Annotated in this window: 15 protein-coding genes; 8 read left to right on the top strand and 7 right to left on the bottom strand. The window is 66.6% G+C overall.

Annotated features, from left to right (window positions below):
* The first annotated feature begins 3 nt into the window (after nt 1-3).
* The 3 genes from C1H84_RS02370 to C1H84_RS02360 all read left to right on the top strand — a co-directional run bounded on the left by C1H84_RS02370 (nt 4) and on the right by C1H84_RS02360 (nt 5283).
* Nucleotides 4-1326, top strand: coding sequence for a class I SAM-dependent RNA methyltransferase (locus C1H84_RS02370; RefSeq protein WP_113606439.1), 1323 nt, complete (start codon nt 4-6; stop codon nt 1324-1326).
* Between the two features lie 191 nt (nt 1327-1517).
* Nucleotides 1518-4226: an aconitate hydratase AcnA gene (acnA, locus tag C1H84_RS02365; RefSeq protein ID WP_047119440.1), complete on the top strand. Its 2709-nt coding sequence runs from the start codon at nt 1518-1520 to the stop codon at nt 4224-4226.
* Nucleotides 4227-4392: 166 nt separating this feature from the next.
* Nucleotides 4393-5283: an aminoglycoside phosphotransferase family protein gene (locus C1H84_RS02360; protein WP_113606438.1), complete on the top strand. Its 891-nt coding sequence runs from the start codon at nt 4393-4395 to the stop codon at nt 5281-5283.
* Nucleotides 5284-5335: 52 nt separating this feature from the next.
* Here C1H84_RS02360 and C1H84_RS02355 read toward each other — a convergent pair whose 3' ends face one another.
* From C1H84_RS02355 to C1H84_RS18600, 7 genes are read right to left on the bottom strand one after another with little or no spacing between them, the layout of a single operon-like run.
* Nucleotides 5336-6640, bottom strand: coding sequence for a patatin-like phospholipase family protein (locus C1H84_RS02355; RefSeq protein WP_113606437.1), 1305 nt, complete (start codon nt 6638-6640; stop codon nt 5336-5338).
* Entirely contained in the window at nt 6637-7062 is a 426-nt protein-coding gene (locus C1H84_RS02350) for a hypothetical protein (RefSeq protein WP_146955830.1), read from the bottom strand. Before C1H84_RS02350 ends, C1H84_RS02355 begins: the two co-directional genes overlap by 4 nt.
* Entirely contained in the window at nt 7059-7556 is a 498-nt protein-coding gene (locus C1H84_RS02345; RefSeq protein WP_146955828.1) for a hypothetical protein, read from the bottom strand. Before C1H84_RS02345 ends, C1H84_RS02350 begins: the two co-directional genes overlap by 4 nt.
* On the bottom strand, nt 7553-8479 hold the full coding sequence (locus tag C1H84_RS02340) for an acetoacetate decarboxylase family protein (protein WP_113606434.1): 927 nt from the start codon (nt 8477-8479) through the stop codon (nt 7553-7555). Before C1H84_RS02340 ends, C1H84_RS02345 begins: the two co-directional genes overlap by 4 nt.
* Nucleotides 8476-9528: an alpha/beta hydrolase gene (locus tag C1H84_RS02335; protein ID WP_244910783.1), complete on the bottom strand. Its 1053-nt coding sequence runs from the start codon at nt 9526-9528 to the stop codon at nt 8476-8478. The genes C1H84_RS02340 and C1H84_RS02335 overlap by 4 nt, the downstream gene beginning before the upstream one ends.
* Nucleotides 9525-11426 carry a hypothetical protein gene (locus C1H84_RS02330; RefSeq protein ID WP_146955826.1) on the bottom strand — a complete coding sequence of 634 codons (1902 nt, stop codon included), beginning with the start codon at nt 11424-11426 and terminating at the stop codon, nt 9525-9527. The genes C1H84_RS02335 and C1H84_RS02330 overlap by 4 nt, the downstream gene beginning before the upstream one ends.
* The gene (locus C1H84_RS18600; protein ID WP_113606432.1) at nt 11413-13893 is read right to left on the bottom strand and encodes a GMC oxidoreductase; all 2481 of its coding nucleotides are present in this window, start codon (nt 13891-13893) and stop codon (nt 11413-11415) included. Before C1H84_RS18600 ends, C1H84_RS02330 begins: the two co-directional genes overlap by 14 nt.
* A gap of 291 nt (nt 13894-14184) precedes the next feature.
* Here C1H84_RS18600 and dxs point away from each other — a divergent pair, with 291 nt between their 5' ends.
* The 5 genes from dxs to C1H84_RS02300 are packed head-to-tail and all read left to right on the top strand — an operon-like array spanning nt 14185 to nt 18224.
* Complete coding sequence (gene dxs, locus C1H84_RS02320) at nt 14185-16152, top strand: 1-deoxy-D-xylulose-5-phosphate synthase (RefSeq protein ID WP_053799427.1); 1968 nt, start codon at nt 14185-14187, stop codon at nt 16150-16152.
* Entirely contained in the window at nt 16149-16742 is a 594-nt protein-coding gene (locus C1H84_RS02315) for a DUF402 domain-containing protein (RefSeq protein ID WP_047119432.1), read from the top strand. Before dxs ends, C1H84_RS02315 begins: the two co-directional genes overlap by 4 nt.
* 60 nt (nt 16743-16802) lie before the next feature.
* Nucleotides 16803-17372: a hypothetical protein gene (locus C1H84_RS02310; protein WP_047119431.1), complete on the top strand. Its 570-nt coding sequence runs from the start codon at nt 16803-16805 to the stop codon at nt 17370-17372.
* 18 nt (nt 17373-17390) lie between these two features.
* Complete coding sequence (locus C1H84_RS02305; RefSeq protein ID WP_113606431.1) at nt 17391-17882, top strand: GNAT family N-acetyltransferase; 492 nt, start codon at nt 17391-17393, stop codon at nt 17880-17882.
* 6 nt (nt 17883-17888) lie between these two features.
* Nucleotides 17889-18224 (top strand): hypothetical protein, encoded by a 336-nt coding sequence (locus C1H84_RS02300; RefSeq protein ID WP_047119429.1) that lies wholly within the window; start codon nt 17889-17891, stop codon nt 18222-18224.
* The last annotated feature ends 24 nt before the right edge of the window (nt 18225-18248 follow it).

Below are 18248 nucleotides of genomic sequence, written 5' to 3'. Positions count from 1 at the left end.
GTCGTGACCGAATCACCCACCCTGAAACTGCGTCTGGGCGCCATCGCCCACGGCGGACACACCGTGGCCCGCCACGAGGGGCGGGTCATCTTCGTCCGCCACGGCATCCCCGGCGAGCTGGTCACAGTCCGGCTGACCGACAGCGGCGAGAACGCGAAGTTCTGGCGCGCGGATGTCGTCGAGGTGCACGAGGCCAGCGAGCACCGCGTGCCGCATTTCTGGGAGGCGGCCGACGCATTGCGCCACCGCGACCCGGTGGGCGGCGCAGAATTCGGCCACATCACTCTGGAGCACCAGCGCGAGCTGAAGGCCGCGGTGGCCGCCGAGCAGCTGACCCGGCTGGGTGGGATGAAGGCCGAGGACTACAACTTCCCGGCCGTGCAGGCGGTGGCCGGACAGGACGACGGCCTGGGCTGGCGCACCCGCATGTCCTACTCGGTGGACGCCGAAGGCAAACTGGCCATGAGCGGCTTCCGCAGCAATACGCTCACAGCTATCGACTCCATGCCGTTGGCCCACCCGGCCATCGAGCGCACCGGGTTGTACACGATGGACTTCTCCGGCATCGAGCGGGTGGAGGCCGCGGTTTCCAGCAGCGACGATTCCACGGTGCTGATCCTGTTGGCCGAATCCCGCCCCGGCGCCGCCCGCAAGGCGGCCCGCCAGTTCCCCGAGGGCGTGAACGTGGCGGCCTTCAGCCAGCAGGGCGGCTCGGCCGCCGACGGCCGCGGCGAGCTGCAGGCCCTGACCGGGCGCAGCTGGCTGCAGGAGTCGGTGCTGGGGGAGAGCTTCCGGATCACCGGCGAAGGCTTCTGGCAGGTGCACCGCGCGGCGGCCACCGTGCTCAGCGAGCGGGTCATGGAGCTGACCGAGCCGGCGCGCGGCGAGCAAATCGCGGACCTGTACGCCGGGGCGGGCCTGTTCTCGCTGCCGCTGGCGAAGGCGGTGGGCCCTGAGGGGCGCGTGTTCTCCATCGAGGGCGCCCCCGGCACCCACGCGGATGCCAAGAATAACCTGCGCGAGCTGCGCCAGGCCAGCGTCATCCGCGGACGCGTGGAGCGCGTGCTGCGCCAGGTCGCGCGCGACGCCCAGCTCGATGCGGTGGTGCTCGACCCGCCGCGGGCCGGAATCGACAAGCAGGTGGCCGCCGAAGTGGGTTCCAGCGGTGTTTCGCGCATTTGTTACGTCTCCTGCGACCCCGCATCTTTCGCCCGGGACACCGCTCGTTTGACCTCGCGCGGCTACGAATTAGCGCACATGGAGATTCACGATTTGTACCCGCACACCCACCATATGGAGTCGATTGGGCTCTTCGTGCGCCGTTAGACCATCGAATATTGCCGTTTGGACACGAATTTGGCGGAAAATTATCCCCGTTCATTCTTTTTGTCCTAGTTGGCGATAGACTGTTTTTAGCTCTGCAACGATACAAGCATGAGAATCTCAGTTAGGAACTCCTAACTGGAATGCGAGTGTGTGCGTGCAACAGAATGAGTGTCTGGCGAGAGGAGTCCCACGTGAGCAATGTGGACAGCTTCGGTGCCAAGGGCGTACTTGACGTCAATGGAACCGAATACGAAATTTACCGACTGAATACGGTCGAAGGCGCAGAAAGCCTTCCTTACAGCCTTAAGGTTCTTCTGGAGAACCTGCTTCGCACCGAAGATGGTGCGAACGTTACCGGCGAGCACATCAAGGCTCTGGGACAGTGGGATGCTTCGGCACAGCCGAACACCGAAATCCAGTTCACCCCGGCCCGTGTGATCATGCAGGACTTCACCGGCGTTCCATGTGTCGTCGACCTTGCCACCATGCGCGAGGCCGTCAAGGAACTGGGCGGCGACCCAACCCGTGTGAACCCACTGGCTCCTGCCGAAATGGTCATCGACCACTCGGTGCAGATCGACACCTTCGGTTTCGAAGGCGCCGTCGAGCGCAACATGGAGATCGAGTACCAGCGCAACGGCGAGCGTTACCAGTTCCTGCGCTGGGGCCAGACCGCATTTGACGACTTCAAGGTCGTCCCGCCGGGAACCGGCATCGTGCACCAGGTCAACATCGAGTACCTGGCGCGCACCATCATGACCCGCGAGGTCGACGGCGTGCTGCGTGCCTACCCTGACACCTGCGTCGGCACCGACTCGCACACCACCATGGTCAACGGCCTGGGCGTGCTGGGTTGGGGCGTTGGCGGCATCGAGGCCGAGGCAGCAATGCTCGGCCAGCCTGTCTCCATGCTGATCCCACGCGTTGTCGGCTTCAAGCTTTCAGGCTCGATCCCTGCCGGAGCAACCGCAACCGACGTGGTGCTGACCATCACCGAAATGCTGCGCAAGCACGGTGTTGTGGGCAAGTTTGTTGAGTTCTACGGCGAGGGCGTGGCAGCAGTGCCGCTGGCCAACCGTGCAACCATCGGCAACATGTCCCCTGAGTTCGGTTCGACCGCCGCCATGTTCCCGATCGACGATGTCACCCTCGACTACCTGCGCCTGACCGGCCGCAGCGAAGAGAACATCGCACTGGTCGAGGCTTATGCCAAGGAACAGGGCATGTGGCACGATCCAAGCCGCGAGATCCGTTTCTCGGAGTACATGGAACTGGACCTGTCCACCGTGGTTCCATCGATCGCCGGCCCGAAGCGTCCACAGGACCGCATCGAGCTGTCGAGCTCGAAGGAGCAGTTCCGCAAGGACCTGCACAACTACGTGTCGGCCACCGAGGACACCCAGGGCGTCGGCCGTCCATCGGTAGCCGTCGAGGTCACCAAGGAAGATGGACAGAAGTTCACCATCGACCACGGCATGGTCTCGATCGCATCGATCACCTCGTGCACCAATACCTCCAACCCTTCGGTGATGCTTGCAGCAGCAGTGCTCGCTCGCAACGCCGCCGAAAAGGGCCTGTCCTCCAAGCCATGGGTCAAGACTTCGGTCGCACCGGGCTCGAAGGTCGTCACCGAATACTACGAGGCTTCCGGCCTGCTGCCATACCTGGAGAAGCTCGGCTTCTTCGTGGTCGGCTACGGCTGCGCCACCTGCATCGGCAACTCCGGTCCGCTGGATACCGAGATCTCCGAGGCCATTCAGGCCAACGACCTCGCCGCCACCGCGGTGCTCTCGGGCAACCGCAACTTCGAAGGCCGCATCAACCCGGACGTGAAGATGAACTACCTGGCTTCCCCGCCACTGGTCATCGCCTACGCCCTGGCTGGCACCATGGACTTCGACTTCGAGACCGATTCGCTGGGCAAGGACACCGAGGGCAACGACGTCTTCCTGAAGGACATCTGGCCATCGCCTGTCGAGGTCCAGCAGATCATCGACTCGTCGATCGACAAGGACATGTTCGCCAAGGGCTACGACGGAGTCTTCGAGGGCGACGCCCGCTGGAAGGCACTGGACACCCCTGAGGGCGACACCTTCGCATGGGACGAGAAGTCGACCTATGCCCGCAAGGCACCATACTTCGAGGGCATGACCGCCGAGCCGCAGCCGGTCCAGGACATCGAGGGCGCTCGCGTGCTGCTCAAGCTGGGCGACTCGGTCACCACCGACCACATCTCGCCTGCGGGTTCCTTCAAGTCGGACACCCCGGCTGGTCGCTACCTGATCGAGAACGGCGTGGATCGCAAGGACTTCAACTCCTACGGCTCGCGCCGTGGCAACCACGAAGTCATGATCCGCGGTACCTTCGCGAACATCCGCATCAAGAACCAGCTGCTGGACGGCGTCGAGGGTGGCTTCACCCGCGACTTCACTCAGGAAGGCGCTCCGCAGTCGTACGTGTACGACGCTGCAGAGAACTACAAGGCTGCCGGCACCCCGCTGGTCGTTCTGGGCGGCAAGGAATACGGTTCGGGCTCCTCGCGTGACTGGGCTGCCAAGGGCACCGCGCTGCTGGGTGTCAAGGCCGTCATCACCGAGTCCTTCGAGCGCATCCACCGCTCGAACCTGATCGGCATGGGCGTTCTGCCGCTGCAGTTCCCAGAAGGCGAGTCGGCTGACTCGCTGGGCCTGACCGGTACCGAAACCTTCGCAGTCTCCGGCGTCACCGAACTGAACAACGGTGTCACCCCGAAGACCCTGAAGGTCACCGCAACCGCTGAAGACGGCAAGGTCGTCGAGTTCGACGCAGTCCTGCGTATCGACACCCCGGGTGAAGCAGACTACTACCGCAACGGTGGCATCCTGCAGTACGTGCTGCGCCAGATCGCAGCCGCCAACTAAGGACCCTGCTTAGATCACTGATCGACGTGAACCCTAGGTAGTTCCGCATCACCGGAACACCGTGAGACCCAAGGCCCCGGCCTTGGGTCTCACGTTTTAATCGTGCAAGAATGTTCGGGCACCAAGTAGCTGCCCGGATCCACCCGGACCGCCAACCAGCCCTGCCATGATGAAAACAGCGATGCGCGAGATGACGACTCGAAAACTCCTTCTTGATCAATTCCTTGATCCCGCACAACTCGATGCTGTCGAACGCTGGCTTCCGGGCTGCACCATGACCGCCGACCTTTCCTGGCACGAAACCGATACCCTGGTCCTGCACCTGCGCACGGCGGGTAGCGACTACATCCTGAAAAGCGCCGGATCTTCGAACCATCATTTCGAGCGTGAACTTGCAGCTCACCAAGGGCCGACGGCGGCATTGGTCGAGTCGGGGTACGGCGCTGCGCTGCTTTTCGCCGATTCCTCGGCCAGGCTCATGATCCTTGAATATCTTCCCGGAGGCCTCAGCGAGCACACCGCACGGGAACTGGACCCGGAATTCCACCGGCAAGCTGGAGACGCCCTGCGAACCCTGCATCAGGGCGAGGGGCATCTTGACTCAGCATATGAATCCAAGCTGCTGGCGATGAGCCTTAAACGGCTCAGCCAAGAGCACCGGATCGATCCGGAGAACGAGCGCCGGGCGTACGAGGTCCTGCGGGCCTATCAGCCACGGCCGGTCCGGCTGGTACCAACCCACGGAGACTGGCAGCCGCGCAACTGGTTAAGCGACCATGGAAAATTGAAGGTCATCGATTTCGGCCGTTTCGACTACCGTGCACCGTCCACGGACCTGGTGCGGCTGGCCAACCAGCAATGGCTGGGGCATCCCGAACTTGAATCGGCCTTCCTGCAGGGTTACGGCGGAGACCCGCGGCAGGCACGCAGCTGGCCGATCGAATGCCTGCATGAAGCCATCGGCACGGTCATCTATGCCTACCGCCTCGGCGCCGAGGACTTCGAAGCCCAGGGCCATCGTATGCTCGGCCGGGCCTTGCAGCTCGCCGGGTGCTGAAGACCCTGGACTGGTTCAGGTCTCTCTCCGGACTTCCGCTGCGGCGGCAGCCCTAGCCGGAACGTGCGGTGCGCAGCATCTTCAAGACGTCCCTGGCGGCGAAGATGCGCTGTCGAAGTCCGTGGGCACCGAAGGGCTCCAGCGAGATGAGCATGCGGATCCGTCCGCACAATCCCATCCGCAGGTTCGGGTGCTGGGTGCCGATGTCGGCCTCGGCCCGGGGGAGCTGGTCGAAGATCGATTCCCCGGCAGGAACTTCGCGGCGGATGGCCACTGGCACCCAGTCGCCATCGATCCGGGCCCGCGCCCGGTACTCCCAGCTGCTGGCGGTGCGCACGATGCTGCCGTCGGCCAACGGAACCAGGTGTTTCACGCGCCGCTTGGCGAGGAAACCGGTGACTGCTCCGGGTACCGCATCATCCAGCGGCAGCCACACGGTCAAGTTCAGCCCGAACCCATGCCCGGAAAGGCGCTCGCTCCAACTGACGCCAACCGGCCCATCGGTCATGGCGGTGCATCGGTAATCGGCCCGAACCCCTTCCGGCCGAGACCGCTCAAGATAGGCGACCGCGTCCCGGTAGCCCATGGACATCAGCGTGGACGCGCTGATCCGCCCCAGATAGAAGACCGGGTCCAGCGGCAGCGGATGCTCCGGTTTGATGACATGCAGGACGAATTCACGTCCGGCGGCCTTGGCCTGCTCGAAATCAGCGAGCAATCCGCCGGTGGCGCTCATCTCGATCATGTGCACATACTGTTCCAGCGGGCCTTTGCCCCAGTACGGGGAGTTGCCCACGCACCAGAGCAGCCAGATTTCCCTGGCGCCATGATCCAGCGCAGCGGTGATATTCGCATCCCGGATCCACGCCGCATCGGTCCAGGTGGCCCCGTCGCGATACAGCGGCGCGGTGAAAATCGGCAAGCTCATGCCCGCCGCCAGCAGCTGCGGGTCCACGTCTTTGGATGAGACCGCGATGCTGCGCTTCTCGGTGAAGTTCGCGATGTTGAACGTCCCGGGAATTTTGCTTTTCCGGATGGCGTCCACATCCACCCCCATGGAGGGGAAGAGCTTCGTCACCATGGCTTCGGGGCCGGAAAGCGCCGGCAGGTTCCATGGCCCCCGCAGGTAGTCGCGCAGCGGCAGCGGCGAGGAGAATTGGGAGACCTTCACCGAGGCCCAGCGCTTCATCATCTGGTCGGCATCCTGGCCGGAGAGCATCATGGCGGTGTTCAGGATTCCGCCGGAGGTCCCGTCCACGTGGGTGAATTCCAGGTCGGCTTCCTCTAGGGCCTTCAGCACACCAGCCTGCCAGGCCACGCGCATGCCGCCTCCGGCGAGCACCAGCGAGCGTTTCACCGTTGCGACCGTTCATGTTTCGGGAGCTTTGTTGCGCCCAGGCCGGCGGCCAGCACCGCGGCCGAGAGCAGGTCGAACGCCGCGACGGCCAGCGCCCGGCGGGCGAACACGCCGCGGCGCACCCCGATCGCGACCGCGCCGACCGCGCCGGCCTTCTGCAGCACCGACCAGAACAGCGCCAGGCGCATCGACTGGCGGCAGAGCATCGAGTGGGTCAACAGCCCGCCGGTGATCGTCATGAACATGCCGACCGTGCCGAACAGCTGGCGGGTCGCCGGCGAATTCTCGGCTCCCACGAGCTTCAGCACGAGTCCCGGAGCTGCTGCCTGGCTTGCGCCGGACACCACTGTCACCGCTCCGATCCCCAGTGCCGCGCGAGCCAGCATGGACGCGGGGCCGGATTCGACGTGTGTGCATTTCATGGCAGTGCCTCCCACAGTTCATGGCCTGCCAGCAGATAGCCGACCGCGGCCGCCCAGTAAATCAGTGCTGCATAGAATCTCGCCCAGTTGCGCGAGACCCACTGGTGCATCTTGGCACGCAACTCCGGCTCTTCGGACACCGCGCCAGTGAGCAGCTGCTGGTTAACCGGACGCATGGACAGTGCGTACCACAAGGCCAGGAAAATGTACGACGCGGCGGCGGCGATAGAGAATACCAGCGTCCACACGTGGGTGCGTCCCAGCCATATTTGGATCAGCGGGGCGACCAACAAGGGAAGGAACATGATCCCCAGAAAGCGGGTGATTGCAGTGATGGGCACGGCGAAGACCGTTGACAGCTCATCGAGCCGCAAGCCGAGGAATACCGGGCGCAGGAAGAACTGCGCCACCGTCATGAATCCGAGATACAACGATGCGCCGAAGATCGTCACCAGTGCCGAAATCAGTGCGGTCCAAGCCAGGGCAGTACTCATTGGACGCGGCTTTCGCCCCGCCGCGGCGGATCGGGCCATTCTTCGCCCAACCCCAGCCCGACCACCGAATCCATGCCGTCCCCGCCGTAGGGGGCGCGGTCCCGGCCGTACTGGAACCACGCCTCGTAGTGGTCATCGAGCACCCCGTGGGAATCGGGAATATACAGGGTGAACACCGGCTGCGGGTCGAAATCCAGTCCCGCCAGTCCTGCCACCTGCGGCAGGTCGCCGAACTCCAGCCGCGCCTTGGCCTGCCGGCCGATCGACACGTCGGCGGTGCCCTGGAAGTAGATGCTCGACTTGTAGAGCATGCCGCGGAACGAGCAGTAGTTCACCGCGCCGACCTTGATCGGCAGCGCGGTGGGCGCCGGGCGCTCGATCTCCACCAGCGCGCCCTTCACCCCGTCCAGCTCATAGGCGCTGGACACCGTCTGCTCCGTCACCTTGAAGTCCAAGCTGGCCTGGTGCTTCGGCATGCCCCAGATCCCCTTGCCGCCCTTGACCGAAATTTCAGTGCTCACCGGCAAATCCACCACGTACTGCCCCAGGTTCAGGGTTTTCTGGAACAGCATGGGCAGCAGCGGCGGTGCCGGGCGCATGCCACGGGTGACAGCCAGCGCCAGCGAGTATTCGATGTAGGCGCCGATGTCCGTGGCAAGGTAGTTGATCACGGTGACCACCAGCAGCGAGCGTCCGCCTGGCAGCCTGAACGGATGCAGCTCTTCGCCCGGGATCAGCTTCGCGGCGGCACGGGCGTCAATGGGAAACGCGGTCATCAGCACCGGCGAGGGTTCGGAATTGACCGGCAGCAGGTAGCTGATGCCGTCCACGGTGGCCTTCTGCCCGGACAGTTGCCGCTGCCGAGCCGGCAGTGCCGAGGGCAGCAGGCGCAGCGCCGAGCGCAGCGGGGGTAGCAGATTCATGATGCAAGCTCCTGAAGGATCAAGGGATAGCTGTCGCGCCAGGCATCCCTGCCGAAAATAAGATCCAGATGTCCGTAGCCGGGAATCACGTGCAGCGAATGCTCCCCGGGGGCGTAATAGTCGAAGAATTCGTAGGTGCGCCGTTGCCCCTGTGGCAGGAAGCACCGGTTGTCCGCCCCGGCGATAAAGGAGAACCGTGCCTCGGTGCGCGGCGGCCCGTCCACCAGCGAGTCGGGAAGCTGGCTGTGCTGCCCGGTGGGCACCAGGTATCCGGCCTTCACGCACCCGGCCATCTGGCGGAAGAAAGACAGCGGGGCGCCGGCGAACTCCCCGATGATCCAGCGGTGCGTGGCATCGTCCAGGTTCGCGTGGGACCACAGGGCCGGATGCCCCGCCCCGTAGGTGAAGGACACCAGCCGGCACACGGTGTTGTCGCATTCGTGGTGGGTCAGCTTCACCCCCGAACGCACGATGCGCGAGAAGTAGCCCTGGGACTTGTAGCCCCAGCGCGGGGAGAGCATCGGGGTGAACCCGCCCAGCAGCGGCAGCAGGTGGGTGATTTTCTGCCGGGATACCCACGGGACATCCACGAACAGCGAACAGGCGTTGGAGACGATGGTGCGCACCTGCGGCAGCAGCCCTGCCACCGCGGCCATGGTGAAGGAGGTCGAGCCCTGGCAGTGCACGAACGCGGCCAGCGAATCCGCCCCGGTGCGCGCCAGCACCTCGCGCACCGCCGCAGGATGGTCGAACACCGCCGCGTCGTCCAGCGTCCAGGCCACCGGCGGCAGGTCGATGGACGCACGCCAGTTCAGCATCCACACGTCCCAGCCCTCATCCAGCAGGGCGTCCACCAGGGTGCGCGCGATCGGCGGGCGGAACAGCTCGGCGCGCACCCCGGCCCCGTGCACCAGCAGCACCGGCCCGCGCGGGGCGTCCGGGCGGCGCCGCGAGGCGACATGCACCAGTGTCAGCGGCAGCCCGTCGTCGGCGCGGAACTGCACCACCTCGGTCGCATGATCGGCGCGGGTTGTCTGCATGGTGGTCATTGGACACCTCCCGGGGTGCTGAAGCCGTTGATGCTCACGGTGATCGGGTTTTCCAGTAGCCGCAGCGGCGGCAGCCCGTCGGCGGGCACCGGGCGCATCTGGTTCTGGGTGCTGGGTCCGGTATCCCAGTCGTGGACGACGGTATCGGCAATCACCGGGTAGATCACCAAGGTGCCGTCGTCGCGCAGGTGCATCCGCAAGAAGCCCTTGCCGTCCTCGTAGGCCAGCGCCGTCATTTTCAACCTGCCCACAGCCCCGGGCGGGGCGAACACCAGGTGCAGGGCGAAGACCATCGTGCCTACGGCGGCGCCCAGCACCGTGGCGTAGACCGCCGCCAGCAGCACGGTGATCCACCCTGCGCTCCAGTTCCGCTGCCAGGGCAGGGCGATGAGCCCGGTGAAAATGGCCGAGGCCAACAACAGCTGCAGGCCCACGATCAGCAGCGGCTGCACCATCGGATTGGATTTCCCGGAGGCCTCAGACCCGTCCTGGAACAGCCCCCGGGCATTGCGCGCCAGCCACAGCAGCAGGGCGATCAGCAGCGGCACCACGAACAGGAACACCACGATGCCCACGGCGTGGACCCAGTCGCCCGAACCCAGCGCCTCGGGATACGAGTCGCCGGTGATTCCGGAGAAGACGGTGCACAAGAACATGAAGCAGGCCAGGTGCACCACGCCCAGCCCGGTACTGAACCAGGGGTTGCGCCAAGGCAGGAAAAACGCGCTGAACGGGTTGGCCAGCTGCCAGTGCAGCGCCCGCTCCTGCGTCGGGGTCGGGAACACGGTCTCGGCCAGCGCATACCGCTGGCGCTCAGCCGGATTCACCATCTCCCGCGAACCGGTGGGCGGCAACAGCAGCTCGGGCGACAGGTGCCGGGCACCCGAAAGGAAGGCGCCACCCAGGCCGCAGGTCAGCAGCTGCTCGCGGCGCGGGTCCTCGGGTCCGGCCTGCTCGTGCAGCTGGGCGTAGCGTGCGTAGTGGTGCTTGTCCCCGCTCAGCCGCACCCGGATCTGCGCCCCGGTAGGCGTCGATTCCCCGGTCGCCGGGTCCGTGCACTGCAGCAGGTAGTGGTTCTCGAAGTAGCGCAACGCGTTGTTCGCGTTCGGGTCGCCGTCCGGCAACGTGCCGGTGGCCTCCCAAGTGGGGGAGGAGGCGCACAGGATGATCGCATCGCCCGGCTTCAGGTGCCGCGTCACCTCCGCCTCGAAGTACTGCAGCTGCGGCCGGTCGATGTAGCTGCCCAGCTCGCTGTCCAGCGCGACCAGCCACCAGGTCTTCTGCACCGTGTTGGCTTCCAGGTTGGTCAGCCGCGCGGCGAAGTAGCCACGGGACTGCAGGGTCTGCCACCCGCCGATCTTCGCCTGCTGGCAGAAGATGCGTTCGAAGGCCGTCAGCCCGTCGTACCAGTCGTGGTTCCCGGGCAGGGCCAGCAGCGCGGCCGCCGGCCCCGGAAGCGAAGCGGCACGGTAGGGTCGCACCAGCCGGTCCTCGTAGGCGCGTTCGGAGGCCGCCGGGTAGACCTCGTCCCCGCCCATGACCAGCAGCTGCGACTTGGGCAGCCTTACCGGCGGCTGGCCGGGCTGCGCGGCCTGGACCTGCAGCTCGGGCTGGGCCAGCGCCCAGGCCATGGTGTAGGTCGCGTCGAAACCATCGCCGAGATCCGCGATGAAGTCGATCCAGCGGCCCTGCTCCTGCGGCGGGAATTCGGCCAGGTCCATGGCTCGCTGCGGGAAAATGCTCTGCATCTCCCGGTTGTCCATGAACCCCAGGAAGACCTGGGCGGCCAGCGCCTTGATTCCGGTGCGCACCAGCTCGGGCGGGGACAGCCAGCGCGCCGCCGGCCGCGGGCGGAACCCCAGTTCATGCTCGAACTGCTCCAACTCATGCTGATTCATGATCGTTCTTCCGGACACGGCGCGGCGCAAGGTAGCTGCGGTACAGCGACCCCAGGAACAGCCCGCCAAAGGCCGACAGCGCCTGGACCTTGCGCGGCCCCTGCGCCCTGAAGGTCGTGAGCTGGCGCGCGAAGTCCAGCGGCTCGATATACAGGATGCCGGATCCCAGCACCGCCGGGTCCTCGGCCGCCAGCAGCCCGGAGGCCGCAGGGTGTTCCGGTGCCGGCGGGAAGACGTGGCCTTCCAGCAGCTGCACGAACAGGGTTGTGGTATCCGGCCAGAGGTCCACGCCCGGCCCGTCATGGATGTCCTTGAAACCCACCATGGTCAGCTGCCGCCCGCCCGGGGACTGGACATGCAGGCGGTAGAGCATCAGCCGGCGTTCCTGTTCATCCGGCACGAACAGGTTGAACCAGCCGCGTAGCACCGGGCAGTGCCCGCCGAGCACATCCGCGTCGAGGAAGCCCTCGGCGCTCGCCGGGTGGCGCGGATCGGCGGTGAAGCGGTCGATGTCCTTGGCCGTGATGGTCAGGGTGAACATCATGCGTTCGTGGCGCAGCGAGGCCTGTGCCAGGCCCGAGGCCGGCTCGCCCACGCCCAGCGTGAAATGCCCGCGCATGGTTTCGGTGAACGCCACCGAGGTGGCCCGGGGATTCAGTGGCTCGACCGGGGCGGCCGGGTCCTGCGCGGTATGCGCGTCAACAGGTCCGCCCTCCGGCGCCGCACCGGCTAGGGAAGATCCGGCCGCGACGACGGGGGAGGCCCACGACTGCTCGAGCAGGTGCTCGCAGGCCCGGTCCGCCATCGCGGCGATGGTCAGCGACGGATTCGGGCCGACCGGGCCGGGCATGGCGGCGCCGTCCACCACGTACAGGCCCGGCTGGCCGTACACCTCCGACCACGGGTCGCAGACGCCGACCTGGTCGTTGGCGCCGATCGGCGCCCCGCCCAGCGGATGCACCGTGACCACACGCTGGGCCTTCCACAGCGGGTTGTCGTTGAAAGCAGCACCCAGTTGGTCGCCGATGCCGCGCATGGCACCGCGCACGGATTCGAAGAACTCCTGCGAGGTGGACAGCGTCCAGTCGGCTGCCAGCCGGCCCTCGCGCAGGTACATGCGCCCGTCGGGCACGTCCCGGCCCATGCCCAGCAGGGGCAGCGCCGTGCTGGAAAAGCGTCCAGGGCCCAGCGCCATGGCCAGATCGGCAGATATGCTGCTGCGATTTCGCTGGAACAGCCGGTTCTCGATGATCTTGGCGGCCACCTTGCCGGCCCGGGGCAGAGCCTCGCGGAACTGCGAGAGTTCCATGAGCCAGTTGAAGAACGCCGGATAGCCGGCGTCCTGCAGGTAGTAGCCGCGGCCGGTGGCGCCGTTGCCGTCCAGCGCGTCCGCGACGCGCACGGTGCTGGTGATGACCGGACCGCGGTTCCCGTACAGCTGGCGCGGCACGGTGCGCCCTTCGACCTGCTCGCTGGCATTGAACAGCAGTCCGAGCAGGTCTCCGTTGCTGCTGAAGCGGGTGCCCAGCGCCGGGCTGATCCCGGGCAAGGTCATCCGGTTGCGCAGCAGCAGGTAGCTGGTGCCGAAGGTGCCGGCGGCCAGCAGCAGCTTGGCGCAGCGGATCAGCCGTTCGGGAAGGTCGCCGGTTGAGGAGGGGTGCTGAGGGTCGTGGATCACGTAGCGCACCAGCCAGCTGCCGTCCGACGCGCGGGAGAAGCCGCGCACCTCGTGCAGCGTGCGGATGTCGGCGTTGCCGGTGGCCGCCGCAGCTGAGAGGTAGTTGTGGTCAAGGGTGTTCTTGGCGCCCGAGTTGCAGCCCAGATCGCATTCGCCGCACAGCGTGCAGGTGGTGCGCGGCTTGCCGTGGAGGTTGCCGTAGTCCGCCAAGGGCAGCATCCGGCCCGGCTGGGCGGGGGAGTCCGCATCGGTGGAGAAGCTCACCGCCAGCGGGGGACGGAACACCGTGTGGCCGCCGGCCTGGGCGGCCTGCTCGAAGGCGTTGGTTTTGGCGGTGTCCTGGTAGGGGTAGCGGTCCACCCCGATCATGTCCTCGACGCGCTGGTAGTGCTGTTCGAGATCGCGGTATCCGATGGGCCAGGATTCGTACCCGCCGCCGGGCAGCGGGGATTCGTTGACGAACCACTTTTCGTCCTTGCGCAGCAGCACGTTGGCGTAGATCAGCGAGCCGCCGCCCAGGCCGCTGGAGACCAGCCCCTCGAGGCCCCGCAGGGTCCACGCGTCGAACAGTCCGTAGAGTTTTTCGCTGGGATCCCAGAAGGCGGTGGACAGCTCCGACGGAGAGCGGGCGAAATCGCCGGGCCCGTATGACCGGCCGCGTTCCATCAGGACCACTTGCTTGCCGGCGTCGGCCAGGCGGTAGGTTGCCACCGAACCGCCGAACCCCGAACCGACCACAACTGCATCTACATATTCCGTCGGCACTTGGCCGGCACGAATTTCCCCCATGTCCCCCTCCTAGGAAGACTTAGCAGATTCGCGAGGTGGAAAGCCCCGTGTCCAGAATTAGGCTCATTTTACCTACGCGGCGCGAGGGTGGAAAGAGGGAAATTCGACAGCTTCTAGTTTCTTTTCCGTCGTCGCGACCGCGGCCAAGCTGGGCGTAGCCAACATCATCATCGAAAAATTGGTTCCAGCCCAAAAGTTGGCGGATAATGGGAGCAGTCAAGTGCGCGATAGACTAGTTGTTTCGCACGGACTTGCGGTGCCCGCATGGGCAGAAATGTGAAGGGGATGACTGTGTCTTTACTCGAGACCATTAAAAAACCAAGCGACCTGCGGGCGCTTACCCTGGATCAGCTCACCCAACTTGCGCAAGAGATCCGCGCCTTCCTCATCGACAACGTCGCCCGCACCGGCGGCCATCTGGGGCCGAACCTCGGCGTGGTGGAACTGACCATCGCCATGCACCGCGTGTTCGATTCGCCGACCGATTCCATCGTGTTCGACACCGGCCACCAGTCCTACGTGCACAAGCTGCTCACCGGGCGCCAGAACTTCGAAACGCTGCGCCAGCAGGGCGGCCTGTCAGGCTACCCCGACCGCGGCGAATCCGAGCACGACATCGTCGAGTCCTCCCACGCCTCGTCCTCGCTGTCCTGGATCGACGGCATCTCCCGGGCCAATAAGCTGACCGGCCGCACCGAAAGCTATGCCGTGGGCCTGGTGGGCGACGGCGCGCTGACCGGCGGCATGGTCTGGGAAGCGGTGAACAACATCGCCGCTGACAAGGAACGCAAGGCGGTGATCGTGGTCAACGATAACGGCCGCTCCTACGCCCCAACCATCGGCGGCCTGGCCGACCAGCTCGCGGGACTGCGCCAGCAGCTGGACAAGTTCCGCACCCACCCCGCCTACGAGTCCGCCATGGACAAGCTCAAGGGCCGGCTGAAGGATTCCGGCCCGGTCGGCAGCTTCACCTACAAGTCGCTGCATGCCACCAAGAAGGGCATCAAGGACTGGTGGGCCCCGCAGGGGCTCTTCGAGGACCTTGGCCTGAAGTACATCGGCCCGATCGACGGCCACAATCTCGCCGCCGTGGAGGAAGCGCTCCAGCAGGCCAAGCAGTACGGCGGTCCCGTGCTGGTGCACGCGCTGACCGAGAAGGGCCACGGCTACGCGCCGGCCCTGGCCGACGAGGCCGACCAGTTCCACGCGGTGGGCGTCATCGACCCTGCCACCGGCGCCCCGGTCGCCAAGCCCAGCGCGCAGAGCTGGACCAGCGTCTTCGGCGACGAGATCGCCAAGATCGCCGACGAGCGCGAGGACGTTGTGGCGATCACCGGCGCCATGCTGCTGCCGGTGGGCCTGAAGAAGATGTCCGATGCCCACCCGGACCGCGTGCTGGACGTGGGCATCGCCGAGCAGCATGCGATGACCACCGCGGCCGGCCTGGCCTTCGGCGGCCTGCACCCGGTGGTGTGCGTCTACGCAACCTTCCTGAACCGCGCCTTCGACCAGCTGCTGATGGACGTCGCGCTGCACAAGGCAGGGGTCACCATCGTGCTTGACCGCGCCGGCGTGACCGGCCCGGACGGCGCCAGCCACCATGGCATGTGGGACATGGCGCTGACCCAGATCATCCCGAACCTGCACCTGGCGGCCCCGCGCGACGCCACCCGCCTGCGCGAGGAACTGCGCGAAGCCATGGACATCAACGACGCCCCGAGCGTGGTGCGCTTCTCCAAGGGCTCCGTGGGCGAAGAGGTCGAGTCCATCGACCGGCTGCCCGACGGCGTGGACGTGCTGGCCCGGCTGGGCGACCGCGCCGCGCCGGACGTGCTGATCGTCTCCGTCGGAGCGATGAGCGAGCTGTCCCTGGACGTGGCCCAGCGGCTGAACAGCCAGGGCGTCTCGGTGACGGTGGTCGACCCCCGCTGGGTGCTGCCCATGCCGTCCTCCGTGATTTCGCTGGCCGCCCGCCACCGCATCGTGGTCTGCATCGAGGACGGGGTGCGCGCCGGCGGCGTCGGTTCGCGCCTGCGCACCGAGATGCGCGCCGCCGGGGTGGACACCGCGCTGAACGAGGTGGGCCTGCCCACCAAGTTCCTGGCCCACGGCACCCGTGCCGAGGTGCTGGAGCGCGTCGGCCTGACCGCCCAGCAGGTCGCCCGGGACACGCTGGCCCAGGTGCTGGGCACCAAGGTCCCCTTCGCCCGGCCGCTGCCCGGCCAGGACCTGCCCACCGGACAGATCCCCAAGCTGTGAGCGCCCAGCCCGGCTGCCCCGAAGGGCTGCCCCGCAACCCTGCAAGCGTCGCCGCCGGCGCGCTGGTGGTGGCCCGCGCCTGGAAGTACGACGCCAGCCCGCACTGGGTGGTGCCCGGCTTCTACCTCGGCTCCGACGAGTACGGCCACTGGGTGCACCAGCCGGCCGGATCGCTGGTCTCCCGCCCGGGAACCGCGCACCTGGCCGCCTGCGACGCGCTGTGCCTGTTCCCCTCCGAAGGCCAGTGGATCGCCACGCTGTACGACGATCCGGACGAGGACTTCGACATCTACATCGACCTGGCCGGCAGCATCGGCTGGCGGCGGATGAAGCGCGGGGCCTGGGAAGTGAACTCCATCGACCTGGACCTCGACGTGATCCGCTCGCACAGCCGCGGCACCTTCCTGGACGACGAGGACGAGTTCGACCAGCACCGCCTGAGCATGGGCTATCCCGAGGCCCTGCAGCGCTCGATCCGCGCCGAAAGCAAGGTGCTGCTCGATGCGGTCCGCGCGGACGCGGCGCCATTCAACGCCGAGCACCGGCGGCGCTGGCTGGTCCGGGCCCGCAGCCTGCAGCACGTCGGCTGAGCCGGCAACACCACGCACTTTGAGACAAAACACCGAGAAACCAACCCCTGGGGGAGACCGATGGCGATCATTCGCACCTACCGGATGAACGAGAAGAACGAACTGCAGTTCCGCGAAGCGTGGTTCCAGCAGTTCGAGGACGAAGAGCTGGGCCAGTTCGTGGTCAACCACGGTCCGGTGGGCCACATGTCGCAGACCAGCGAGGTGCAGGACGTCACCGCCGACCGCGCCGACGAGCTGTTCGCCGGTTTCGCCGAGGCCTGCGCCGCCGAGGGCTACAAGGAGCTCTCCGACCAGGAGCAGTCCTGGGTCATCGTGCAGTACGCGCTGAAGACCGCCGAGGGCACCGCGCGCGACAAGTACCTGCAGAACAAGGCCACCGAGGCGCTGGCCGGTCACCTGGCCTGGCGTGGCCTGGGCACCGTGGAATCCAGCGACTTCGGCAACCGCAAGCTGAACATCCGCATCCTCTCGCCAGCCCCGAAGCTCGCGGTCAACGCCATCAAGGTCTGCATCCGCGAAGCCAAGCTGGACTTCACCAAGATGGTCATCGCCACCGCCCCGTACGACGGCCTGGATCAGGCGCGAATGGCCTACCCGATGCCGCCCAAGCCGTTCAGCCTCGACTAGGCTCCGCGGCGCGCATCCATGGTGGGCATCCGGCCACTGGTTCCGCAGGACTACCGCGCCGTGCGCGAGCTGTCGCGCAGCCTGGGCCGCACCAGCGCCCCGGAGCGCTTCGCTCCCGGCGGGTGCCTGCTGGCCGCCATGTCCGAGGACGGGCGCCTGGTCGGCTGGGCCAAGGCGCAGTGGTGGGATCCGCAGGACCCGGTGGCCCCGGCGGGCTACTACCTGGGCGGGGTCGAGATCGACCCCGGCTGGCGGCGCCGCGGAGTGGCCACGGCCTTGGGCCTGGCCAGGCTGAGCTGGGTGGCGCAGCGGGCGGATGCCGCCTGGTGCGTGGTGAATGCGCGGAACACCGCCCCGCTTGCGCTGCAGCGTTCGCTGGGATTCACCCTCGGGGCGCGGGCCGCCGGATTCGGCACGGTCCACTTCACCGGGGGAGCCGGAGTGCTGCTGTGCCGGACACTTCAAGATTTCGCGCCCGGCGACGGCGCGCACAACGACAAGCAGAAGTAGGGACTCATGATTCCTCAAGAAGACCGGGACGACAACGCCGGCGCCAAGCGCAAGCCAACCCACCTGGGGGCCACCCGGGTGCCGCTGCACCTGGTGTTCCAGGCCTGCGTGGGCGTCATCATCGGCATCGGCATCACCTCGCTGTTCTCCGGCGTCGACCACGCGCAGCTGGCGCTGGCCGGCGTGATCGTGGTGATCGCCGCCTGGATCGTCGAGCAGGGATTCCGCCTTCCGGAACCCAACACCACCTCCGGCGCCCGCATCCGGCTGGTGCTGCGCATCGTCTCGCTGGTCGGCTTCACCATCGCGGTCAGCCCGCTGCTGCAGCTGATCGAAGCTTAGCTGTGGCCGTCGAGCGGGCCAAGC

Source organism: Glutamicibacter soli, from assembly GCF_003309065.1.
Taxonomy (GTDB): Bacteria; Actinomycetota; Actinomycetes; order Actinomycetales; family Micrococcaceae; genus Glutamicibacter; species Glutamicibacter soli.
The sequence above is the reverse complement of the archived record's forward strand: the minus strand, read 5'-3'. Positions and strand labels throughout refer to the sequence as shown.